Origin of the sequence: Gracilibacillus oryzae, from assembly GCF_009498735.1 — a bacterium.
Lineage (GTDB): Bacteria > Bacillota > Bacilli > Bacillales > Amphibacillaceae > Gracilibacillus > Gracilibacillus oryzae.
Map to the genome: position 1 here is coordinate 92,619 of NZ_ML762424.1, position 24,779 is coordinate 117,397.

Genomic DNA, 24,779 nt, shown 5'->3' on the forward strand with positions numbered 1-24,779 from the left:
ACCGATTTCATTGCACTCATCCCAATATAGTGCATTCCAAAAGTCCCTGTACCTATCGTTATTCCTCCAAGGAAAAGTGCCAGCAGCTTATGCTTCATAAAGGTAATGGAATAAAAACCTATTACGCACGAAAGGACAGCAATAATAACAGAATATGCTGACATCGCTTTATCGAAGTAAGCTTGTTCAGAAAAAGGATAGGATAACATTGAGACGAAATGCATTGACCATATTCCTATTCCTAATACCGCACCACCTGTTAAAATCCAAGCGTGTTTTATCAGTCCATTTGATAAATGTATCTGTTTTGCCGAATCTATCGAAGTAATGGAAGCTGTATATGCAATAAGAAAGGATATTATTATGAAAATTAATTGATGTTCTGAATGAATAAATTGACCTAAGTCCAAATTATCTCCACCTATAAATAAAAGTAAGCATTTTAATATAGAACTTTCCTACTACACTATTTAATCATATTTTTGTCGAAATTAATAGAAAAAAGTAGGTAATACTTACATCTGCAGCACTACCTACTTTTGTATTTACTTACATAACAGCTTCTGACTAACAATATCAGATAGTAATTCCATCTGATTTGGCGCACATATATGGATGGTTTGTTTCCATGTACCGGCATTTGATATCCAGTTGTCCAGCATGTTAGCTTGCTTCAAAATATAATCCGGCTCGAAGCGGACATTCTCTTCTCCTTCAAACAAAGCAGCATAGAAGATATCTGACTCGACAATATCCTGGAAAAAGTGACTGCCATACGATAACTCTGGCATAAACCCTTTTGCCTGGGAGGATATTTCACAGATTGCATCAACATGCTGAATCTCGGCGAAGTGAACAGGTACACCGAGTGACGGCGTAGAAGTTCCCCACCTCCCTGGACCAACAAGGAATATATTCTTTTCCTTTAGCTCTCTTGTTAATTTTCCGATAATCCTGGCAACACTGTATTTATCTTGTTCATTCAAGCTTAAATAATGGTCCATATCAACATAGATAACATAATCTATCGGCAAGCGAATGTTCCCACCCATAAAATTCCCATTTGTTTGAATAAAGCACGGCTCATCTGGTGAAACAACTGGAATCTCCACAGATTTACCAAGACCTTTTGTCTGTAATGGCCGGCATTGCACAACATTAATTTGGAAATCATCTTTTGAACGGAAGTTTGCCGTAAATTCTACATCAACAGGATAATCATATACTCTCGAAATTTCGGCCAGCATTTCCTTGATTACTCGTGGAAATGCAGAATGTTTTAATAGGTTTTTAAAATCAAGAATATATGGTGTTGGCATATTCTGATAACCAAGCTCTTTTAACCGGAAGCTCGTTTCAGTGTCAATTGATGCAAATAAGTTCCGTTCGACATCCCATACATTTGAAATGGCTTCATCCAGCTTGACACTTGTTAACCTATTTTCTTTAATTGATAAGACATCCACACCGTGCTGGGAGAATTTTTTCTGATCATCCATATGCATTAATGGCTTTCGAGTCGGCTGATCTAATGTAACGATTTTGGCATAATCGTCTACTGTCCGATCAACAGCTCTCGTTCCTAAGCCAAACACAAGGCGGATCATACCTGCATCCATATCAACATTTTTGTCCCATACATATAAATTTGAAGAGTTTCCCACTCCTGCAATATGCGGAAAGAAATTATCTGCGTAATGGTCGCCAGATACTCTTTGGATCAGGATAGCCATTTGTTCATCTTTCTCAAATAACCCGCGATTCATTCGATATTCTAATGCATCAGGATGCATCGTACTTGCATAAACTGTCCTTATTGCATTTTCCAATTGTTCATACCGCTCTTCCGGTGTCCCCTGGTTCACACAAAACACGCTGTCATACTTACCAGCAAATGCATTACCGAAGTTATCTTCCAGCAAAGAACTGGAGCGAATAATTATCGGTGATTGACCAAAATATTCTAATACCTGGACAAATTGTTCCTTGATATTTGTCGGGAATTTACCTGTCAGGATTTTTTCTTTCAATTCCTTTGCATACTGATAATAACCTTCTTTTGTTTTTTGTTTTACCCGAAGCTTCCACCAGCCGTTTTGAACGATAAACGTATAAAAAATATCGGAACCAATATAAAAGGAATCGTGTGCTTCCATATACTGATGGAATTTACCTTCTTTTTCTGATCTTAATATTTTTCTGGCTAACAGCATTCCGACACTTTTTCCACCGATAAATCCAGTGCCTACTTCTCTTGAGGCAATTCTCAGGATATCCTCTAATGTAAAATACTGATTGCATAAATCATACATGCGTGATTTTTCACCAATCAGCAGGGACATTAATAGTTGTTTAATATTTTCCTGCTTTTCTTTGCTTTCGTTTAACGCATCTTTCGCTTTAGTAAAGACAACATCCCAATAATCCATTCTTTCTTCTACAAGTTTTACATTAGCGAACAGACTGGTTGCTTCAGAACTTGCCGTTATACTTTTGACATGATCACCTTCAATTAAATGAGGGAAAAACATTGTTGGGGAGTACCTCTGCCAAACTTTTAACGGGTGAATATACCGCTGTCCTTCCACCTCGTATAAATCTAACAAAACTTGTGTGGTTTCACGAATACTGGCGATCGTGCTGTATGTGTGAACATTTCTGTTTATGGCAAAATAGGCAACAGTATCTAGTTCGTACAAATAGGGACAACATACCTTGAAAAAGTTACCTATCATTAAATCCGAATACCAGTTTGTTAATAATTCTGTCAAACTATCGAAAATATAGAACGTTTTATAACTTTCTTTTTCAATTAATCGATGTATTTCGGTCGCGAAACTTTCAAACCCTTTTTTAGCATCCACTTCATAGACAATGATCCGCTCATTATCTTCGACTAATTTCTTATGCTGGCCAAATCGAACATACACAACTTTCCGGTTATCTTCTAATGCTTTATTCACGAAAGGAGTGATGATTCCCTGATATGATTCGATATCATCTACTTGCCATACGACATTATCACCTAATCTCAGCGAGTCAATCGTTTCATCAAACCCCCTCATACCTGTCGAAACTTTCAGTTGCATTTCCAATGCCTAACACCTTCCTAACAATATGTTTATATATACAATTATAACATCATTTATAGATAAACCTATATCGTTTAAAGATCAATACAATATGATAATGATATAATAAATAAAAAAGCCCCACTAGCTGTTAACTAATGAGACATAATTAATTTATTTCCACTATTGTATACGGGTTGAGTCTATGGATCATCTTTCTTTTGAATAAATATGATAGCCGTCTTTTCCACCTTTTTTTGTTGCATATAAAGCTAAATCGGCTTTCTTCATTAATGCAAAAGAACTTTCATACCTCTTTTGTTTCATTGCAATACCAATACTTGTTGTTACTTTAAGATTTTCTGCAATTTGATGCCAGCCGTGCTCCATATGTGCTTTGATTTGTTCAGCTAATTGCTCTAAGCCATGCAGAGACTTGTCCGCAACTAATATGATAAATTCATCTCCACCAAGCCTTGCGATGATATCTTTATTTGTTAAGAGTGACTGGATTCTGTGACCAAATTCCACTATAACTGCATCACCGATATCATGGCCGTATGTATCATTAACGCTCTTAAAATCATCGATATCCAGCATTAGCAGACCCAAATCTGCATTACTATTCAACGCTTCCGCTAAGTGTACTTGAAACAGCCTGCGATTTGGCAACCCTGTTAAATGATCGTGCATCGCATCATATTTTAATTTTTCATGGTAATCTTTTTGTACCGTAATATCCCTTGATAAGACAACCATATGTTTGAATTGATGATTCTCATTAAAGACGGGAGTTCCTTTAGATTCTAACCAAATGTAGGTGCCAGAATTAGTAAAATGTCTTGTTTCAATTGTAAATGGCTTTCTCTCCTGGATGGAACTTGTTACAATTTGATTGAAATCTTCTCTGTCATCTGGATGAATATGATAAAGGAAAATTTTATTAACATATTCCTGTTCATCGAAACCAACTATCCGTCGATAAGATGGGGATGCATAGACAATTTTCCCCTGGTGATTCAACAATGTGATAAGGTCATTGGCATTTTCTGCAATCACTCGAAAGCGCTCTTCACTTTCATACAGCCTGCGTTCCGATTCTAACTGCTCACTCAAATCCTGAAAAATAGTATAAATACCTTCCACCTGTTTATTTATCATAATTGGGCTTACTTTTACAGAAACAGGTACTAAATTACCATTTTTATGACGTACTGTCAGTCTATGCAATTTCATTTTGCGATAAAAGGCACCGTTCACCATTCGTTTTAACTCATCAAAAGAGTCATCATCCAGAACACTCATAATTTCTCTCCCTTTTAGTTCAACAGGAGTGTAACCCAATAATTTTTTAGTTTCAGGATTACAATTTAAGATGGTACCATTTAAATCAAATGAAATAATAGCTTCAGGATTATCTCTGAATAGTGATTGATATCTTTTTTTGCTTTTGTTCAGTTCTGTCCATATCTCTTTCAATTCCAGTTCTGCCTGTTGCTCTGCCGTAACATTTTTGACCACTCCAACAATTAAATAAATCACATTACTATCATCAAACAATGGTGTAAGCGTACTTTCGTAATAAAATGTGGTACCATCAAGGTCATATCCATCCCTAAATATAACTGCTCTTTTTGTATCCAGTACTTCTTGATATTTCTTTACTAGATTTCCGGCTTGTTCTCCCGGAAATACTTCTCTTACTTCCATTCCGATCACTTTATCTGTAAATCCTGCAATTTTTGTGACAGTGTCATTTAAAAATTCAAAAACGAATTGTCCATCAGAAATAGGACGAACGACATAAATTTGATCAGTTATACCATATTTCAATATATTCAAGAATGAGCTCCCTTGCCTTTGTTCCAATTGTAAAACCTTCTTTCCTGACTTCGGTTCATTCTATATGTTAGATGTTTCGATAAATCTTGAAATCTAAATGATGTATTTATTTCACATTATAACCTAGGTTTGCAGAATACTAAATTATAAATTCTTTTTTTCTCATTCAATTTTAGAAAGAACCTGATAGTGGAAACAAAAAAACCGAACTGATTTTCCCTTGAGAAAAATCGTTCGGATTCAATAGAAATCAGATACTTTCGTTTCAGTATCTTGCTGCAAATATTATTTAACAATGAACACAGGACATGAACTCGTTTTGCAATTTTATGGCTTACACTGCCTAAAATCATTGTCTGTAATTTATTTAACCCCCGGCTTCCTACGACAACACAATCATAGGTTTGGCTATTAGCAAATTCCACAATTGTCGGTCCCGGCTCACCATGCAGAAAATGTGTTTTGCAGGCAACCTGTTTCTCTTGCATCAATTCAACTATTGGTCTTAATTTCGCTTCCCGCTCTTTTTTCACCTCATATTTATCAATACCGTGCAAAACATCCTCTTTCGAAGTTTTCCCATCCACGACATATACTAAATCAATTTGTCCATCATGAGGATTAGTCAGGTTAATAGCATGAGATGCGGCTCTAACAGAATGATCTGACCCATCAGCTGCAAGTAAAATTCTCTTATACAACCCCTTCACCTCTTCCAACATTAATGCCCTGATGCTTTTGATAAACCACCGATTTTATCTTTCAGGCTTTTGCTGTCCTGATTTAAACCTGTATATCTTACTTTTACATTATTTTGTTCAAATTTCGTTTCGATTTTATCTAAAGCACCAATAGCGGAGTCATCCCAAAGGTGTGCATTCCAGCTTCTCATTGAAATCAAACTTTGTGACAAAATCAGTAACTGATGCGAAGAAAATCTGGCCATCAACTTTATATACCTTTTTCTTGCCGTTTACAGCTACAATATTTGTTACTTTTACTTTCGAAATTTTTGCAGCAAAGAAAATGGCACTTAACAGAACACCAGCCAGAACACCAATAGATAAGTTATGCGTCATCACTACTGCTGCTACTGTAATGAGCATAACTACTGCATCTGTTCTCGGTATTCTATGCAGATTTTTAATGGAAGACCAGTCAAATGTACTGATCGAAACCATAATCATGACACCTACAAGTGCTGCCATTGGAATCTGAACTACTAAGCTGTCTAATACGAAAATCAAAACCATCAGAAATACACCGGCAACCAGCGTAGACAAGCGGCCTCTTCCACCAGATTTCACATTGATCACAGATTGTCCGATCATCGCACAACCAGCCATTCCGCCGAAAAACCCTGTAATGATATTGGCAATACCTTGACCGCGGCTTTCTTTGTTCTTATCACTTTCCGTATCTGTCATATCATCAACAATATTCGCTGTCAGTAATGATTCGAGCAAACCTACTAAAGCCAGTGATAAAGAATATGGAAAGATAATGGCTAATGTATCAAAATTCAATGGAATGTCCGGAATTAAAAAGACTGGTAATTCGCTGCTTAAATTACCCAAATCACCAACAGCACGCATATCAAATCCGGCAAAGACAGCAATTGCTGTTACTGCAATAATGGCAACCAATGTAGATGGGACTGCTTTTGTAAGCATTGGAAAAAGATAGATAATTGCTAAGGTTAAAGCAACAAAACTATACATAATCCAGCTTTCCCCTTTGAAATGGTCTAACTGTGCTAAGAAAATTAATATTGCCAGTGAGTTAACAAAACCAATCATTACAGAGCGAGGAACAAATTTCATCACTGATGCTAACTTAAAAACTCCGAAGAGAATTTGTAAGATACCAGTTAGAATTGTTGCTGCAAACAAATACTGTAATCCATGATCTGCAACTAAAGTGACCATTAACAGTGCCATCGCGCCTGTGGCTGCTGAAATCATCCCGGGTCTTCCCCCAACAAATGCAATAATGACTGCAATACAAAATGAGGCGTATAAACCGACCATCGGATCCACACCTGCAATGATGGAGAAAGCAATCGCCTCAGGAATTAATGCAAGTGCAACTACGATACCTGATAAAATATCCCCTCTGACATTGCCAAACCATTCTTCTTTTATTTTTGCTACGTTCATGAAGCACCTCTCTTTTATTAATAATTTGCTTCTCTGATCCCCTCAGAGAAATTCCGACTGAACGGATAAATAATAGCATATTTTCAAATAAAGACATAACCTTATGTAAGCGTGATCAAATAGGCATCTCTTTCTATTTCTATGATTATCTCTATTTTTCTGTATTTTTCATATAATAGGGAAAATAATAGTTACAGGTCGCCAGAATTAAAAAGGAAGACTTGCCACAGCAATAAAGTGACAAGCCTTCTTATCAATTAATAAAGAAACAGATTTGATCAGTGAGGATCAAACAGACGCATAGCCCATTTTACCAGTGATTTTATGAGTATTGCGCTAAAACATTGCTCCCCACGTTCTTGGACCGATTATCCCATCAACACTAAGTCTTGCTCTATTTTGAAATCGCCTTACAGCTTGTTCTGTTTGCTCACCGAAAATCCCATCAACAGGAACCGCCAATTTCCGCTGAACAAGTCTGACTAAGTCACCTGTACTGCCTTTTCTGATATAGTTTCCAGGGAATTTACTGATACGGCTAACAGCAGTTAACCATTTGTTTCTCGTTCTTGGACCTACAATACCATCAGCTTTTAATCCATAATCCTGCTGAAATATTCTCACTGCTGACAATGTCTCATCCCCAAATACGGCATCAGCCCCAAACTTCGATAGGTCGTATCCTAGTTTTATCAGATCCTGCTGCAATCGACTAACTTCTTTCCCTCTTGATCCTTTCTTTAAATTAACTTGAGTTGGCGGTGATGATGTCTCATCAAACTGATTCAGATAAATGACAGGATTTAAAGTGGAATTCTGCTTATTTGAGCGATACCCGTAAGGTACAGTTGTTTCTCCATATCTGCGGACTTCATAGTGGAGATGCGAACCAGTAACATATCCTGTACTCCCTTGATATCCTATGACTTGATTTTCACTTATCTGTTGTCCTGTTCTTACTGCAACTCGGTCCAGGTGTGCATACAATTGGCCACGGTTATTTTTATCTTTCATTAATACTACATAACCATATCCCCCCAAGCCTGTACCATTATTACCAAAACCAGCATAACTTACAACTCCTGAAGTAAATGCATGAATGGGAGCTTCATGGTATTTAACCAGATCGATACCTGCATGGAATTCTCTCGTCCCGTTTATCGGGTGTATTCTGTAACCATAGGGACTGGTTATACGATACCCTTTAAAATTTTCTGCCACTTTTCCCCTCCTCTACTTAATCCTTACGGCATGCCGTTTGTTTGACCATCTGATGACTTAATACAGATATCCCTACTGCAATAATTCCATTAATCACAGATCGGAAATTCCAGCCAAATATGCTGCAGGATGCTATTATGCCAAAACAAAACAGGATCCATATAATTAACCAATCAGGAATGTATGGTGTTCTTTTACAAGCATATCCGACAAACCATAAAGCTGGAACAATATAGTAGTATTCGTCCGGCAACATAGACTGCAGTTCTTGTAACATTTCGAACACCCCCTCTGATTTTTTTATGAGCCCATAAATACTCATGCGATTATAAAGGGACTCACTAATAAAGTATGCAATAATACAAAAAGTGTTTTGGCGATTAAAATAGACATCCTCATATCTATAATCAATATTTCGTTAGAAAAAGTAGCAAGAAATCCGAAAAAAATTTTTTGATTCTTTGCAGAAAAAAATTAGACACGATAACACGGAGAAAATCTAAGGATAGTATATGAAAGGACAATGTAAGCAGATTTCTTTATCGTAATTCTTATTTATGTTAAAAATAGGTGTAATAAATAAGAGAGGTGTAAAAATGAAGATCGAAATATGGTCAGATTTCGTATGTCCATTTTGCTATATAGGAAAAAGACGATTAGAGCAGGCAATTCAAAGATTTCCAGAAGAAATCGATGTTAATATACAGTTTAAAAGCTTCCAGCTGGATCCTAATGCTCCACAGTACAGTGGCGAAAATATTCACGAACAATTAGCAAAGAAATATAACATGTCGGTAGAAAGAGCGAAACAAATGAACCAGCAATTAGGCGAACAGGCTAAATCTGTCGGACTGGAGTTTGTTTTTGACACAATGAAACCTACTAATACATTTAATACGCACCGTTTGGCGAAATTCGCTAAATCGGAGGGAAAAGAGGCACAGTTTGTCAGTGAAATGCTTCATCAATATTTCACATTATCTGCTGACATCAGTGACAGGGATACACTTCTAACGATTTGCGAAGACCTTCAATTAGATGCAGAGAAAGCAAGACAAGTATTGGAAAACACAGATTTATTTGCTGAAGAGGTACGACAGGATCAAGAGGAAGCACAAAATCTGGGGATAACCGGTGTACCTTTTTTTGTCTTTAATGGCAAATATGCCATTTCTGGTGCACAACCAATTGAGACATTTATGAATGCACTCGATAAAATCGCAGAGGAGCCACAACCACTTCAGGATTTATCTGATAACAAAGGCAGTTATTGCGATGGGGAAAATTGTCACTAACCAGATCCATTGAACTATATAAAAGAGGGATATTTACTGTTAAATATCCCTCTTTTTCTTTGTCCAGAAATTTTTTTCCATTACCTATCGTTATTTTTTCACATACATGATATAATTATTTTGAACTATACAAGCGTTTTCATATTCATTTAATTGACTATTGAATTAACAGGTAGATCAATTTATTTGATTCAATAGTTCTACAATTATAAGAAAACCCATTCAGTCAAAATAATGATTAACGGAGGCCTAAGATGAAAAAAAAGCGGTTTAACTTTAAAAAGAAAGCAAAGAACAAACAGCCAAAAAAAGAACATAGGTTACAAGATATCATACATAAAATAAAGTTCCCTAAAAAGAAAGAGCAAAAATCAGCATACCATTCCACCATACCCAGAAAGCATTCGATTAGTACAAGAATTTTATTGAGTATTCTGTTAACTGTGCTAGTAAGCGTCATCATTGTAGGAGTTATGTCTTATACTATTTCTAATAACATCATAAAGAACAAAGTAACAGAAGCGACAGAACAAACCATTATCCAATCAGGTGACAAACTTGATTATATAATGCAGCAATACAAGGATCGTGTTACAGAAATTTTAATGTCACCTAACTTCAGTAATACTGTTATGGAATTGAATTCTTATGAAGAAACAACCAGCTTTGAATATTTCACGCTTAAGAGCACTGTGGATGAAGCTCTCACCCAGGTAAAAATGATTGATGGGAATGTTAACTTATATTTCATAGATACTGCACAACAGCGTGTTGTTTCTTCAACCCAAACGATTGACGAAAAAAAGATTTTTGAAAGTGAATGGTATCGTGCAGCAGAAGAATCGAGACAATCGACTAATTGGATTGGCGGATTAATTGGCGGCGTTTCCACTACAAGTGAAAATCCAACCATCAACTTTGCCCAAAAATTACGTATTGGGGGAGATAAGTACATTATGCTGGTAGAACTCGCTCCCGTAATTTTTGAAAAAGCATTGGAGAATGTCACCGTAGGGGAAGATGGCCATGCCTATGTGGTAAATCGAAACAATCAAGTAGTTTTTTCCTTTGATTCTGAAGAAATTACAACAGACTATCCATATGATATAAAAGCAGCTTCTGATGAGCAGACACTTGAAGAAAATGGAAGGGTAATAATGAAAAGTCCGTCTGATGTCACAAATTGGTTTTTAACAGGCTCTCTTGACAATTCAGAACTGACAAAGGACACGCGAGTTATCTTTTATGTAACACTCGGTATTATCGTTTTATCTTTAATTATCTCGATTTTTATTGGAAACGGAATAGTCCGAACTGTTGCCCGTCCTTTGGGAAATATCTCGAGCTTAATGGCTCAGGCAAAACAAGGGAAATTAACTGTCCGTTCTTCTGATATAAAACGGAAAGACGAAATCGGCGAACTTGCCACAAGCTTTAATACAATGTTAGAGAATATATCGCAAATGATGCAGAAAACGAGAAACTCAGCAAATATGGTACTCGATGCTGCAACAAAATTAACAGATATCTCTCAAACACAGTCACAATCAGCAAAAGAAGTGGCTGCAGCTTCTGAAGAAATCGCCAGCGGTGCAACAGGCTTAACAGATGAAGCAGAAAAAGGAAACTCCCTTGCAATAACAATTCATGACGAGGTCGAGAATGTTTTCCAAAACAATGCGGAAATGGAATCACATGCAATAGGAGTGCTAGAAAGAAGCCATGAAGGATTAGAAAAAATGAACGAACTTGTCGAAACCACTAAAGATGGCGATCAAATGACAAAAGCACTTGTAAATAAAGTAGATACATTAAAAACGAGTACAGAGCAAATTTCTGATGTGATGATTATGCTGACAAATATCGTACAACAAACAAATTTATTATCACTAAATGCAGCGATTGAAGCAGCAAGAGCAGGAGAAGCCGGAAAAGGTTTTGCGGTTGTTGCTGATGAAATCAGAAAACTGTCTGAACAATCAAAACAATCCATTAATCGTGTTGATGAGATTACAACAGGAATTGTCAATGAGGTGAATGATACATTAAAAGTATTAGAACAGGCAAATCCTCGTTTCCAGGCTCAAGTTACACAGGCCGAAGAGACACAAACACTGCTAAACAGCGTCGGGGAAAGTATGGGGTCTTTTACAGGGAAAATACAGCATGTTACAGAATCTATTCAGCAATTAAGAAATTCTCAGGAAATTTTGTCTGCAACGATTCATCAAGTAAGTGCAACAGCGGAGGAGTCATCAGCAATCAGTGAAGAAGTGTCAGCAACAACAGAAGAGCAGTTAAAAGTAAGCGAAACACTTGTAACAACATCTGATGAATTAAAACACCTGGCGGAAGACCTTCAGGAAATGATGAAGAAATTTCAAATATAACTAAAAGAAGTTTTTCATTTATTATGAAGTACACGGCAAAATCCTGCCTGTACTTCATTTTTTATATTAAGAACTAGAGCAGATTTAGCTTTATAGCTTCATAACTGGCAGGAACTCCGACACTTTTGATGGTATGAACGCTTTATAACATCATAACTGGCGAGAGCTCCGGCACTTTTGATGCTATGAACGCTTCATGGCTTCATAACTTACTGGAACTCCGACACTTTTGATGCTATGAACGCTTCTTATCTTCATAACTAAAAACCAGCTCCTGTCATATGGCATTCAGGTTTTTTTACAAAAAACCTTCATTTCCATGACTGGAGCTAGTATTATCGAGGTTATCCGGAGAATAAATCACTGTTTTTCTTAACTTATTTCATGTCTTTGCTTGTATCCTGTTCGATGTATTCACCGCCAGGATACAAGGTTACAGCATAAGACCTTTTACTCTGTGGTAAAGTTCGATCACTTTTAACAGACAAATCGATAGGTTCATTTCCGTAAACATAAGCAGTTGTCTGGTTATATACAATGACTTGCTTCTTCCCACTCCCAACTAAATCATCATAAACAACATAACCATCAACAGGGAATGTTGCCACTATTTGCTGGTAGCCATCATAAATTGTTGGAAGTACATCTCCACCACGTCTGTATGCAATAATATAATCCAGGTCACTATCATCCCAACTGTCAATTGTATCAATAATAGTCAGCCAGCCATCTGTTTGTCTATTCTCTTTCCATACCTCCTGCCCATTCTCATCAAGTAAGAAAATACCATCTTTTCCGTCCGAATAATGGGAACCCCTTATAATCCTGTCAAGCCCGGCAACTTGCAATCCAGGTAAATCTTCTCTAAATTTTCCGATACAAACATGCTGCGATTCAATTGAACCATTGTACCGCCAGAGTTCCTTACCTTTCCAATCATATAAAACAGTCACACTTCCACCAATAACTAACTGGAAGTCAGAAGCATTTTGCTGAACTTTACCCACCCATATACAATCTGCATGATCATCCAATTCTTTACAAGACCATAGCAGTTCTCCATCAGAGTTAAGAAAATCATAACCAGCCATTACTTCATCCTTACCATCACCATTAAAATCGAAAACCCAGGGAAAATGCCCGATATTTCCTTTATGTGTCCATAAAAGTTCCCCTTCGGCATTCATTGCCCACATTTGATGATAGCGATCCTTTAAAATTATATCTTGTGAAAATGCATTTCCCGCCAAATTAGCGATCACGATGCAATCATGAGCATGTTCACCTGGCAGAGAGAATTCTTTTTTTATATCTCCTGTTCTTCCATTAATGATCCGGAACGTTTTATCCATTACACATAGAACTTCATTATACCCGTCCCCATCAATATCATAGATTTGCACAGGATAGTCACTTCCAGGACCGCCTGGTTCATTACCAGGTGTACCAATTTGCCAGATAACGCTCCCTTCCATATTGAATGCAGTCATTGCTTCTACTTGATGCGGAACATATCTGTCATCAATCCCGCTATCTGGCTGAACCATCAGCAAATCTTTCCGTCCATCTCCTGTTAAATCACCAAGATACATTTTGCAATTCTTCCCTGCTTCTCCAATATTGATCTCTCTCAATCGAACCGGTTTTGTCTTTTCAGCCGTGGTTTTCATACAAAAAATCTCCCTCCTACTATTCTATGCTTGTGTTTCCTGCAGTTTTTCCTGTCTTAACTCCAGCCGCTGGAACGTTCGGTAAGCGATCCACATAATGACAAAACTAGTCAAACTTGCACCAAAGAAGAACAGGAACACTGGTAATACAAAATATAAATAATATAATGTTAAGCATGCCGCTATAACATAAATCGTTCTTATCGGGGAATATACTGCGATAAGGACAGCATTTTTGAAATAGGCAACTAATTTGTTGTCATAATGAACATACATTGGGAAAATATAAATAATCATAATTCCATAGACAATTGCCGCTATAATTAATAAAATTTTGCTTAACTGCTGCAGCCAGACAATATCAACTTCAAAAAACGTAAAATTAATATAAAGCATGTAGCCAATGAATAGTAAAAGAAGCCCTAAACCATTCGCACGGATAAACTCTTTTTTATAAGTCTGCCAGAAAATCCGGAATGCAGGAAGGTCGTCTTCGCCCATTGACCATTTACGGAAAACGGTAAACATGGCAACAGTACTAGGTCCAATTCCAAAGAACACAAGACCTAACAGTGTAAAGCAGACCCATAATAAATTCACATATAATAAAAGCAAAACTGTTTCTCCGAAAAAATAAAACTTACCGATAAATCCATCACCTAGCATCATCATTCCTCCTAATCTCTAATTGCATGTTTAACTGATAAATTGGCATATGCGGCAACCATTGGTGCCATCTGCCTGAACCCGATTTTCCCCCCTTGTAAAACAGGACCATATTCTTTCCCATCATCTTCCCATTCCAGAATAGCTAAATCATTAATATAAAACTGGATGTGCTGATCATATTTTACTAACTTCATATGGTACGGAGATATCGCATCCTCTGCTGGCGGCAACGGATCTGCTGCCTGTGTTACAAGATGAAATCCATGACTTTTCCGTAAATTACATGTGCGAAATGCTCTTTCTTCGGGATGTTTATGGCGGAAATATGATAAATGCAAGGCATTGATCGAACCTGAGTGATAGTGCGGATAATACCCTGTTCGTTGAGGTAGAGATGGATCAAAGATATCCTCCCCATTTCGGCCTTTTGCAGCGAAAAACAACATGCACAGCCCAGGTTCTTCCAGTGGATAAAAATCCCATTCTACAATAATCCGATCAGGAAATTCTTCCGGACACCATAACACCCAATGAGCATTGTCTCCATATTCCTCTGGGTCTAATTTATTTTCTAACAAAAGTTTATTTTGCCACGTTTTTGTAACCAACTCTCCTTCTTTAATCCAACCCTTAATGGACTGTAAATCTGTTAAAGAATTTTCATAAATGGTCTCTCCAGTACGAAAGGTAACCTTATTCAATTATATTTCCTCCCTTTTGATTCACAATTTTCCTACTGTTCAAAAAGATGCAAACAAATAATTACCATGCCTGATAATCATTTGTTTTTACCTTTTTATCATTCTCAGGCAGAAAAAAATTAAGTGGACGACAACCTATCTTCTGCCTGAGTTAATAAATGTTCATCAGTTATTATCCTTTCACAGACCCTAACATGACACCTTTGGCAAAATGCTTTTGTAAGAACGGATAGAATAATAGAATAGGAACGGTTGCAATAACGATAACCGCTAACTTAACTGATTCTTCCGGAGGCTCGTATAATTGAGCTTCCTGTAAATCACCAATCCCCATATTCGCTACCATTACAAGTTGCTGAAGCAATAATTGGATCGGCCATTTTGTTGTATCTGTTAAATAGAGTAATGCCTGGAAAAAGTCATTCCAGTAAAATACAGCATAAAACAATGTAAATGTGGCAATAACCGGTTTGGATAATGGCAGCATTACCCGCCAAAATGTTTGAAATTCGGTACATCCATCTATTTTTGAGGCATCTTCCAACTCTTTCGGCAACTCCTGGAAGAATGTTTTTACAATAATCAGGTTAAAGGGATTAATTGCAACAGGTAAGATTAATGCCCAAATTGAGTCTAATAAACCTAATCCTTTTACAAGTAAATATGTCGGGATCATACCTCCACCAAACAGCATGGAAAATAGAATCAGATTAAGAATAAAATTTCTCCCAACCATCGTTTTTCTTGATAAGGGATATGCCATTGTAAGTGTCAATATCATACTTACTGCAGTACCTAAAACAGTTATTAAAATTGATATACCAAGACTGCGAAGTACGGCATCTGTTGAGAAGATATAGTCATAGGCAGCTGTCGTAATTTCATTTGGTATGACAAAAAATGATCTTGTCGCAATTTCAGATTCTGTTGCAAAGGAACCACCGATAATATATAGAAACGGAACAACGGTAATTAACGCAACAACCGCTAAAAATACATGATTAAAGATGTCAAATACTCTTCCTGGACCTGTGTTATGCATTCGGTGCATGATTTAACTCCTCCTCTTCTAGTTGGTTAGATGATTGCATCAGAACAATCCACCTTGACCTAATTTTTTCGCAATTCGATCAGCACCGACGATTAATACGATTCCAACAACCGATTTAAATAACCCGACCGCTGTACTGTAACTAAATGCTCCTTCGGTAATACCAACAAAATAAACATACGTATCAAACACATCTGCCACACTGCGGTTTAATGAGTTCGACATTAGATAGATCTGTTGGAAACCTGTATCAAGGAAATTACCTAATCTTAAGATTAATAAAATAACAATCGTGCTGCGCAGTGCTGGTAATGTTACATGCCATAAGCGGCGAAAACGTCCCGCACCATCAACGATCGCGGCCTCATATTGTTCTTGATCCACACTAGCCAGTGCTGCAAGGAATATTACGGTACCCCAGCCAGTCTCTTTCCAGATAATTTGACCAATGATCATTGGTCGAAACCATTCCGGGCTTGATAGGAAGTTAATTTCCTGACCAATTAGTTTGGCAATTAAATCGTTTACAACCCCTCCGCCAGTTGTTAAGAAAACATAACTGATACTTGCAATAATTACCCATGACATAAAGTGAGGTACATATACCATTGTCTGTAATGCTCGCTTATAAATACTTATCCTGATTTCATTCAGCATTAACGCCAGAATAATCGGTGCCGGAAAGAAAAAGACTAAGTCATATAAAGCAAGAATAAATGTATTTCTAAGTAAACGTAAGAAATCAGGATTGGAAAAGAAATATTGAAAATGTTCAAATCCTACCCATTCACTCCCAAACACTCCTAAAAAAGGCGAATAATCTTGAAATGCAATCACTATTCCCCACATTGGAAAGTACTTAAAGATAAGAAAATACGCCAATCCTGGCAGTACCATTAAATATAACCATTTCTCTTTTAATATCTGATTCCATTTGCCTTTCTTACTTTTTGCTGCAGTACGCTCTAGTGTATTATCATGTACATTTGCCATCGAATCCCCTCTTAACTTAAATGATGATCGAACTTTTTACAAAATCCTTTTGCAACCGCACTTCATTATGATTAGTATTTGAATAAAAAGCAGGCTGGCTCACCTGCTTTTTATCTTATTCACCTTTTAATTGCAGACTATTTTTGTGCTTCCTGGTGCAACTGGTTAATTTCTGCAATATAATCTGTTCCGCCATTTTGTTTCCAAAGCTCGATCGCCTCTTCCAATCCAGCTTCATCAATCTGTCCAACAATATATTTTACACGTGCATCTAAGATAATATTGTCAAGCTGCTGACCTTTTTTCGAATAAACTTCGGAAATATAAGATTCTGCAGGATTTGCCACAACAATTTCTTCATTTTCTTTCATTAATTTTTCTTCTAATTCACGTAACGGATCTCCTGCTGGGGTAAGCACTTTACTTTCTGGTATAAATGTTAAAAGCTGATTTAACCCATCCATTTCAGCCAGAAGTGCCGGATCATCTTGTGCATGATTTACAAGTTCACCATCAACGATATCGTATTGACGCCCTTCAATCCCATTTCCTGCTAATATTTGTGCTTCTTCATCACCTAATTTATCAATAAAATCTAGGACTTGTTTTAGCTCTTCTTCTGATTTAACGGACGTTTTTGAAATAGCAAGCATACCGTTATAGCCGGAAGTTGGTAAATTCAATAGCCCATGATCCCCTTCGACAGCTTTGATTACCGTGATTGGTTCCGTATTTTCAGGATTCGCTTCAACAATTTTATCCTGGATACGGTGGCCTTCATCAAGCACGTTTACTTGAACTCCCGCTTCACCGGAAATAACAGGCTCAGACCACTGAGCTGGATCCATTACAGCAAAGTCTTCATTTACTAAACCTTCATCATAAAGCTTTTTAAAGAAATTCAATGACTCTACATAATTATCATCCATAAAGAATGGATATAATTCACCGTTTTCATCTTCACCCCATCTGTTTGGTACACCAAACCATGTTTGCATAACATCCCATGGCCCTTCATATTTGGAAACAACTAAACCATACGTATCATCTTGTCCATCTCCATCAGGATCCTGCTCTTTAAACGCTTTTAACATATTATAAAATTCATCAATTGTTTTCGGCTCTTCTAAACCTAAATTTTCCAGCCAGTCTTTACGGATTATGACACCAGTTCTACCTAAATTACGAGAGCGATAGATTCCGTATATATCACCATTAATTGAACTGTTATTTAAAATTATTTCATTTGCTTGGCTAAGATTTGGATAATCTTTTAAATATGGACCTAATTCCCAGAATGCTCCATCTTCTACTGCACTGATAAAACTTGGCGACTTATTTGGTACTACCATAATGTGTGGTAAGTCACCTGATGACAATGTGATGTTAAATTTATCTTCTATGTTACTGTTCGGCGCCCACTCCATTGTAATGTCTTTATTTGTATAATCTTCGATTGCCTTTAATACTGGACTGTCATCTGTTGGTGGTTCTGTTGTAAATGTTGGTGCGAATACTCTTATATTCATTCTTTCCTCAGAACCTTCTTCACCTGATTCTCCTTGATCATCATTGCCCGTTGTCTCACTATTGTTACTGCAACCAGCAAGTATTAGAACACCAAAAACAAATAATGCCATTAATAAATTACGAAGAAACTTTGTTTTCATTTTGACCCTCCTTAATATTCTTTAAATGAAGCAGACAATCACTTGTTCCTTTTCAACACATTTTTTAGTGAAATAAAATTCACTTCCCCCCTTTTTCTTGCCTTCATGTCTTTTGAAAAGGTTGAAATGTTCTTGTCGGTAACCTAAATATAAAACGCTTACATTTTTCCTGCAATATTCATTTTTTGTTTCCTAACACTCTTTTCAGCAATTGTTTAGATTATCAAGACTCCAAGTTCTGGGAATATCACTTTTTTAGCTTAATAATACTTTTTTGCCAGCCCTTATCAGGCAAGGAATCCTTTAATAATTCCAGGCAGACGATCGTATTAATGGACCATTGCGAAATAGTGTTAGTTGTTATCCAGGAAATTTCATTGATTGACTTCCAGGTTGTTATTTGTTGAGCTTTAATGGGAAGTGGGGTATGGCTGTATTCCAGATTAAGTAATAATTCCCATGCCTTTTCTGACATTTTTTGATCGTTATTCCGATTGGCACTGTACGCAACCATCGCAGAAGCAAACATTGGCCAATTAAAAAACTTATCTTGCAATGCATTATTACTTCTGTCTCGCTTTTCCTGATCAGATAGGGAATAAAACTCACCAAATTCTGCAATCATATCTTTCCATTCCTCGTCATCCAAGAGTTCTGCCAGTTCCATCCATACTTGTGGTGCACCAAACGCTATAATCATATGATATCCGCCTTCATTGCCATCTCCCATATGATATAAATGGGATGTCTTTGGATCATATCCATAGGTCGGCCCTGACAGCAAGCGGTATGGCATTTTTTTCAGATCATTTATGCCTGTTTTGATCTTTTCCAAATATAGAGGATTTTTCGTCCGCTCCCATTCACATAGCCAGTTAGAAGAAAAAGCTGCCCAGTCCGGTCCCACTCTTGTATGTGTTGGATATTCATCTTTCGGGTAAAATTCTCTCATAGGATCAAGTCCCACTGTCGCTTCATCAGCATCCCTTACACTTGTTAAGACCTCACCAGTTCGTTCGTCTGCTGTTAAATAGAAATAAAATTTATATAAATTAGCCATACTGATCCGAGCTTCCTTGCAGCCACAACCCCAGTGACTAACATTATGCCTTGATCCAAGTCCCTTGTATTCCCCAAGATGATAGCAGTCTACTTCACTATTGTGTCTTGTCATCGCTTCCGCTAAATGAAATATTTCTGCCTTGCCTGTTCGCAGAAAGCTGTACCATAACCAGATATTTGGCGCGAGTTCTGTATTCTGCCATGCATATCCTCCAACATCATAACACCACTGGTGCCTTACTGGATCATATGTATGCATCACATCTCCGTAATTCCAGAAACCATACCAGCTCCGCTGTTCGATTTCCTTTTGGTAGAAATCAAAAGCATTATCAAGCTGCTGTTCCAAAAATGATGTGAAGTCACTTCGATAATCTGGCATACTCCATATTCCTAGTGTCTTCGTCTGATGGTAATATTCCGGTTCACATACAAGTAATTTGGTGTTCTGCCAATCGATTGTTTTATCATACATTTTTTCCGTCGTCGGGGCAGAGTCAAAAAAAGAAACAATTAATTCATTTGTATTCGCTATTCCTATTGGTGTTGCGCGCATTTCGTCAAAACCTTCATATGCACTTAATACATGGGTATCATTGCTGTAATGTCTCAGATCCATTGCTTCACTGTCTGGTGACCAGAGCCAGATCGTTATGTTCGATTCCTCTTTGTTTAATCCATTTACTTCAAGCGAACTCGGGAATTTCTGCCAGAACTTTCTTTGGCAGACAGCAATCCCGCCATCTACACCGCCAGCATACAATGTACCTTTCGAACGGTTACCATGCATGACTTCAACCCACGAGTTGTTATTATCACAACGTTTTAATACTTTAAAATGGTTTGCACTATCCTGAACCATTTTAAAGTCATTCCATATTGCGTTTGTCTGCACATGTTTCTTCAAATCCGGCATTTCGTCTAAATCTATTGTCTGATTAGCAATCTGCTTCTCAAATAATCCATCGGTGTTTCGATACCTTCGCGTTAGGATCAGTTGTCCAGGCTCACTGTAGATTCCTTCATCACTAGCCAATTGAACATGACGATTCCAGGGATCTCCGCTGAATCTTGCTTTTAGTTTTAATCCTAATCCTTTGATAAAATATTTCTCCGGATCACTATCATGGATCATCGTGTAAGTCACTTTTATATCAGCTATTTGATGGAAAAAGTACAACCTTAATATAAACGGTAAAAATCGCTCTTCATCGTCTGAATAATGTGCACCTTCCAACCTGATCACTGTCCGGATATTTCCTTTATTCTCTATCTGTGCATCCTCAATTCTTCCCTGCACATTTGTATAAGTATTAACATGTTTATTCTTCATTTTTTCTCTTTGTTCTATTGTTGTTTCTAAGAACGCCTGGTATTTCTGCTGATTTTTGTTTGTTTCAAAGATTATCTCCCCCTTTTTAGGAATATAGCATTCCAGTTTATTATTATTTACAAAGAATCCCTTTTCATTTTCTTTAATCAGTAGACCCTCGGATTCTGATACATTTCTTTCAGTTGTAATTGCTGCCTTTTCTTCATTTTGCAGGTTGGCTGAATGCGCTGTCCATTTCACACTGCCATCAGGCCAATAAGCAAGTGGCCATGTTTGTACAGGAATTGAATTCTCTGCTTCATTTTCTAAACTTATGGAATCCGTACTATCGAGCTGCCCTTTCTGCCAAGGCACACCCCATGTAATATTCGTCAGATTTTCAGGTTTTTCCTCTAACCATTTTAAATTTACTTTCAATCTCAACATCCCTTTCTGATAGAATATCAAATATGGAAATTCCCCATACTGTCAGCAGTACGGGGAATGGATCAAAGGTTAATAGTTTAATAACTTTTCATCAGGCTGCTTATGTGATTTGCTAAGATCTTTGCAATTTGGCTGGCACCTTTTTCAGTAAAATGAGTATGATCTGTGCCATTAACATCAACCATATAATAGGTTTTCGCTTCTTCAAAACCTGCATTTTTCAGGTGGTTAATAGAATGCTGCATCAAATCAATTACAGGACACTGCTCTTCCTCCCCAACCTCTTTCATCGCATTACAATAATCCCCAAAGTCTGCCAGAAATTCGCCAGAAACGTAATGCAGGCGCGCAACAGGGGTGATTAGGACAGGAGCGGCGTGATTCTTTCTTGCTGTATGGATATATTGTTTTAAGTATTGCTTATAATCTCGATACGGTTCGGTATAGCGTTCCGGTTTATCTTTTGTAGAATCATTATGACCCATCTGGATTAATAGAAAGTCGCCTTCTTTCATTGTCTTTTCTATTACCGATAATCGTCCTTCTTCAATAAATGTTCTTGAACTTCTGCCACCTATTGCATGATTACTAATTTGATACGCTGGTAAGTATTCTTGTAAGAATTGGCCCCACCCAGCTTGAGGAGCATCTTTCTCCTCATAGGATTGACACGTAGAATCACTCGCTAAAAATAATGTTGTCATCACTGTCCATTCCTTTTCATCTTTTTTTGGTATCCAAAAAGTCTGACAGGACCAATTAATCCTGATGGCAATAACTGTTTATCCATTTTATTAGCACTGTTATTTGTTATCCTGACAATAAAAGAATTTTCTCCTTTTTGGACTTTTTCTCCAGAAATTGTAACCCGATAAGGTGCCCACATCTTTACATTTGATTCTTCAGACCAGATTACTTCCGCGATTTCATATACTTCGCCTAAGTCAATGACCACTTCATCCAATTCTGGTCCTTGATAATTAAAATTAAACTGATAATCCAGTGAACCGGAGAAATGACACAAGTCTTCCAATTCTGACCAGTCACTTAAGCTATTTTTATTCCAGTAATCATTCTCTGCAGATGGCTGCACGTTAAGATCCAGTTCTGCCACCTTTATTAATTCTTCCTGTTGATTCTCTGAATTAATACCTGCTTCTGTATACCATATTCTCGATTCACGAGAGGAAAGTTCCAGCAAATACTCGCCTTGATCGTTTTTTGTCAGCCTACGTCTGGTTCCTGTCCATGGATTCCATTCTTCAACAGGGAAAGGTTCTTTCAATTTCACTTTTCTTTGACAGGAAGTCTCTCCTTCATTTGTCATAAAGTAAAATTGTTTACCGGATTTCTTTAACTTTGTTATCCGGAGATCAGAAGCAGACTCCGTAATTTCAAAATAACGATATGGCAGAAAATGCTCATTCATTTCAGTTTCTTCTTCTGGTGATAAGCAGGTGGCATTATTTATCTTCTTCTCATCATTACCTGTTACCAAATATACTTTTCCGCCGTTCGCTGCAAATTGCTGTATTATCTGTTCAACTTTAGGATGAAAATCAGCTAGATCCATATTATCAATTACGAAAGCATGATAGATTTGTTTGCCGATGGATAATTGATCTCCATTGATCGTGACTTTATCCATACTGAACAAGGATTCGTGCAAATAATTGAACTCAATCTGATTTTGATGAAAATATTTCGCCATCTTCCATGGCAAATGACTGTCTTGAGCCAGGACCGCTATATCAGCCTGATTCACACTATCTGTCATTAACCAGCTGACTCTTTTAATGTATGTACTGAAATAATGATAGTATTGCCACCATACATTGTTTGGCCCAACATCCGGCGGACGTTCATGGCTTCTTTCTCTTCCTTCCACACTGTAATAAAAGGCATGTGGGCAAAATAAGTTAACTCCTCTTACCGCTAACCAATCGGTGTACCATTTCATATCAGATGCCGACAGATTCCAGCCGTTGTCTTTCCCGCAAACACCAAGATATTCATTCAAATTACGTCTCCGATTAAAATGCCTCGCAGCATCAGCGCCGCATTTTCCTGCAGTTGCATGCTGGCCGGCCAATCCCTTTTCATCTTCTGGAGCAACCCATCTCCAAACAACATCCTGGCCAGGAATGGTGAAAGGATGAAGCAACCCAATGTCATCACTCTTAGCCGGATGTCCTGTTAGATACAGATGATTCTTCTCACACCACTCGCTGATGGGAACATAATACGTTTCTAACATTCTTTTGTTCAACGCTTTTTCATAAAGCTTTCGCAAACGGTCTGTTTTTTCCCCAACAGAAAAAAACAACCCCGGCAAATCTTCAATATGCAAGCCTTTCTGATATAGAAATCTCTCAAACTGATTGGTCCAGGCAATACCACCTTTTCTTGCATTTCGCCCTGTAATATCAGGTTCATCTGTAAACATGGCAAATATCGTATTGCCAAAATAATCGCCTACTGCTTCTTTATAGCTCTCATGTGTTAATCCAATAAATGTATTAACAGCCTCAGGATTTAACAGGTCAGCTGAACGTGGAGCCTCAGACTGTCCATCATCCTGATCTGCATGTATGCCGCGAATCGTTCCATATGTGTACTTCTCGATTAAGACGATACATTCGTAATTTTCCTTATCTCTTTGTTTTACCTGAAAATACTGATCAATCACTTCTTTAGTAATAAAAACCGTATTATCACTCACTTCAATGATTTGAGCATTTAATGGATAGAGACAGCTTATCTGCTCTGGAATATACGTTTTATCATCTTGTTTCTCTGCTAAGTAAATGGCAACTATTCGATCATCTTCTTCCAAAGATAAAGAAACTGGCTGATCCAAATCATTGATAACTTGTGCATATAATCCCCTGCTGGCATATTTGCGGTTTTTTTGCACAACTTTTCCATTGGCCGCACCTGATGGATACATTGCTTCATCATATAATATTACGTGCATGTTTCGTTGATGGGCTTCTTTTACAGCAAACTTTACATATTCCATAAATTCAGTTGATAAGTATTCTGTGTCTTTTGGTATCCCAATTCTTGGATGTAAGACAAATCCTTCTACACCTTTTTGCTGAAAGTCTTCTATCTGTGATCGTAAGGTTTCTTTATCAAGCTGATCATTCCAAAACCAGAACGGCATTGGCGAAAATTCAGAAGCTGGATTCAAAAATTGTTGATATAACGAGTCCATTTTACT

At 37.3% G+C, this 24,779-nt stretch carries 17 protein-coding genes and 1 pseudogene; 2 read left to right on the forward strand and 16 right to left on the reverse strand.

The window, feature by feature from the left end; translation table 11 throughout:
• The 7 genes and pseudogenes from F9U64_RS22560 to F9U64_RS00480 form a co-directional block, all read right to left on the reverse strand.
• Nucleotides 1-410, reverse strand: a 410-nt coding sequence (locus tag F9U64_RS22560; RefSeq protein WP_323125807.1) for an MHYT domain-containing protein, incomplete at its 3' end; no start/stop codon positions are given.
• 135 nt (nt 411-545) lie between these two features.
• Nucleotides 546-3,089 carry a PEP/pyruvate-binding domain-containing protein gene (locus tag F9U64_RS00455; protein ID WP_153401394.1) on the reverse strand — a complete coding sequence of 848 codons (2,544 nt, stop codon included), beginning with the start codon at nt 3,087-3,089 and terminating at the stop codon, nt 546-548.
• 192 nt (nt 3,090-3,281) lie between these two features.
• Nucleotides 3,282-4,913 (reverse strand): PAS domain S-box protein, encoded by a 1,632-nt coding sequence (locus F9U64_RS00460; protein WP_194287235.1) that lies wholly within the window; start codon nt 4,911-4,913, stop codon nt 3,282-3,284.
• Between the two features lie 116 nt (nt 4,914-5,029).
• Entirely contained in the window at nt 5,030-5,614 is a 585-nt protein-coding gene (locus F9U64_RS00465; protein ID WP_153400812.1) for a universal stress protein, read from the reverse strand.
• A 20-nt stretch (nt 5,615-5,634) separates the two neighbouring features.
• A pseudogene (locus tag F9U64_RS00470) lies at nt 5,635-7,072 on the reverse strand (SulP family inorganic anion transporter).
• 336 nt (nt 7,073-7,408) lie between these two features.
• Nucleotides 7,409-8,293, reverse strand: a complete 885-nt coding sequence (locus tag F9U64_RS00475) for a peptidoglycan-binding protein (RefSeq protein WP_153400813.1) — start codon at nt 8,291-8,293, stop codon at nt 7,409-7,411.
• 16 nt (nt 8,294-8,309) lie between these two features.
• Nucleotides 8,310-8,570 (reverse strand): phage holin family protein, encoded by a 261-nt coding sequence (locus F9U64_RS00480; protein WP_194287236.1) that lies wholly within the window; start codon nt 8,568-8,570, stop codon nt 8,310-8,312.
• A gap of 319 nt (nt 8,571-8,889) precedes the next feature.
• Here F9U64_RS00480 and F9U64_RS00485 point away from each other — a divergent pair, with 319 nt between their 5' ends.
• On the forward strand, nt 8,890-9,588 hold the full coding sequence (locus F9U64_RS00485; protein ID WP_153400814.1) for a DsbA family oxidoreductase: 699 nt from the start codon (nt 8,890-8,892) through the stop codon (nt 9,586-9,588).
• Nucleotides 9,589-9,842: 254 nt separating this feature from the next.
• On the forward strand, nt 9,843-11,978 hold the full coding sequence (locus tag F9U64_RS00490) for a methyl-accepting chemotaxis protein (protein ID WP_153400815.1): 2,136 nt from the start codon (nt 9,843-9,845) through the stop codon (nt 11,976-11,978).
• Between the two features lie 377 nt (nt 11,979-12,355).
• Here the strand turns inward: F9U64_RS00490 and F9U64_RS00495 are convergent, their stop codons facing one another.
• The 9 genes from F9U64_RS00495 to F9U64_RS00535 form a co-directional block, all read right to left on the reverse strand.
• On the reverse strand, nt 12,356-13,648 hold the full coding sequence (locus F9U64_RS00495) for a hypothetical protein (RefSeq protein WP_153400816.1): 1,293 nt from the start codon (nt 13,646-13,648) through the stop codon (nt 12,356-12,358).
• A gap of 24 nt (nt 13,649-13,672) precedes the next feature.
• Nucleotides 13,673-14,314 carry a YesL family protein gene (locus tag F9U64_RS00500; protein ID WP_153400817.1) on the reverse strand — a complete coding sequence of 214 codons (642 nt, stop codon included), beginning with the start codon at nt 14,312-14,314 and terminating at the stop codon, nt 13,673-13,675.
• A gap of 11 nt (nt 14,315-14,325) precedes the next feature.
• The gene (locus F9U64_RS00505; RefSeq protein WP_153400818.1) at nt 14,326-15,018 is read right to left on the reverse strand and encodes a DUF1961 family protein; all 693 of its coding nucleotides are present in this window, start codon (nt 15,016-15,018) and stop codon (nt 14,326-14,328) included.
• Between the two features lie 172 nt (nt 15,019-15,190).
• Nucleotides 15,191-16,069, reverse strand: a complete 879-nt coding sequence (locus tag F9U64_RS00510) for a carbohydrate ABC transporter permease (RefSeq protein ID WP_153400819.1) — start codon at nt 16,067-16,069, stop codon at nt 15,191-15,193.
• 39 nt (nt 16,070-16,108) lie between these two features.
• Complete coding sequence (locus tag F9U64_RS00515) at nt 16,109-17,062, reverse strand: ABC transporter permease (protein WP_153400820.1); 954 nt, start codon at nt 17,060-17,062, stop codon at nt 16,109-16,111.
• Between the two features lie 137 nt (nt 17,063-17,199).
• Nucleotides 17,200-18,732: an extracellular solute-binding protein gene (locus tag F9U64_RS00520; RefSeq protein WP_153400821.1), complete on the reverse strand. Its 1,533-nt coding sequence runs from the start codon at nt 18,730-18,732 to the stop codon at nt 17,200-17,202.
• Nucleotides 18,733-18,979: 247 nt separating this feature from the next.
• Nucleotides 18,980-21,553: an exo-rhamnogalacturonan lyase family protein gene (locus tag F9U64_RS00525; RefSeq protein ID WP_153401397.1), complete on the reverse strand. Its 2,574-nt coding sequence runs from the start codon at nt 21,551-21,553 to the stop codon at nt 18,980-18,982.
• A 77-nt stretch (nt 21,554-21,630) separates the two neighbouring features.
• Complete coding sequence (locus tag F9U64_RS00530; protein WP_153400822.1) at nt 21,631-22,260, reverse strand: rhamnogalacturonan acetylesterase; 630 nt, start codon at nt 22,258-22,260, stop codon at nt 21,631-21,633.
• The gene (locus F9U64_RS00535; RefSeq protein ID WP_153400823.1) at nt 22,257-24,773 is read right to left on the reverse strand and encodes a glycosyl hydrolase; all 2,517 of its coding nucleotides are present in this window, start codon (nt 24,771-24,773) and stop codon (nt 22,257-22,259) included. Before F9U64_RS00535 ends, F9U64_RS00530 begins: the two co-directional genes overlap by 4 nt.
• Nucleotides 24,774-24,779 lie beyond the last annotated feature (6 nt).

Excerpts from the sequence above, each read along its gene's own strand:
- F9U64_RS00455 (WP_153401394.1), bottom strand. The coding sequence starts at position 3,089 with ATGCAACTGAAAGTTTCGACAGGTATGAGGGGGTTTGATGAAACGATT.
- F9U64_RS00480 (WP_194287236.1), bottom strand. The coding sequence starts at position 8,570 with ATGTTACAAGAACTGCAGTCTATGTTGCCGGACGAATACTACTATATT.
- F9U64_RS00485 (WP_153400814.1), top strand. The coding sequence starts at position 8,890 with ATGAAGATCGAAATATGGTCAGATTTCGTATGTCCATTTTGCTATATA.
- F9U64_RS00490 (WP_153400815.1), top strand. The coding sequence starts at position 9,843 with ATGAAAAAAAAGCGGTTTAACTTTAAAAAGAAAGCAAAGAACAAACAG.
- F9U64_RS00495 (WP_153400816.1), bottom strand. The coding sequence starts at position 13,648 with ATGAAAACCACGGCTGAAAAGACAAAACCGGTTCGATTGAGAGAGATC.
- F9U64_RS00500 (WP_153400817.1), bottom strand. The coding sequence starts at position 14,314 with ATGCTAGGTGATGGATTTATCGGTAAGTTTTATTTTTTCGGAGAAACA.
- F9U64_RS00510 (WP_153400819.1), bottom strand. The coding sequence starts at position 16,069 with ATGCACCGAATGCATAACACAGGTCCAGGAAGAGTATTTGACATCTTT.
- F9U64_RS00515 (WP_153400820.1), bottom strand. The coding sequence starts at position 17,062 with ATGGCAAATGTACATGATAATACACTAGAGCGTACTGCAGCAAAAAGT.
- F9U64_RS00520 (WP_153400821.1), bottom strand. The coding sequence starts at position 18,732 with ATGAAAACAAAGTTTCTTCGTAATTTATTAATGGCATTATTTGTTTTT.
- F9U64_RS00525 (WP_153401397.1), bottom strand. The coding sequence starts at position 21,553 with ATGTTGAGATTGAAAGTAAATTTAAAATGGTTAGAGGAAAAACCTGAA.
- F9U64_RS00535 (WP_153400823.1), bottom strand. The coding sequence starts at position 24,773 with ATGGACTCGTTATATCAACAATTTTTGAATCCAGCTTCTGAATTTTCG.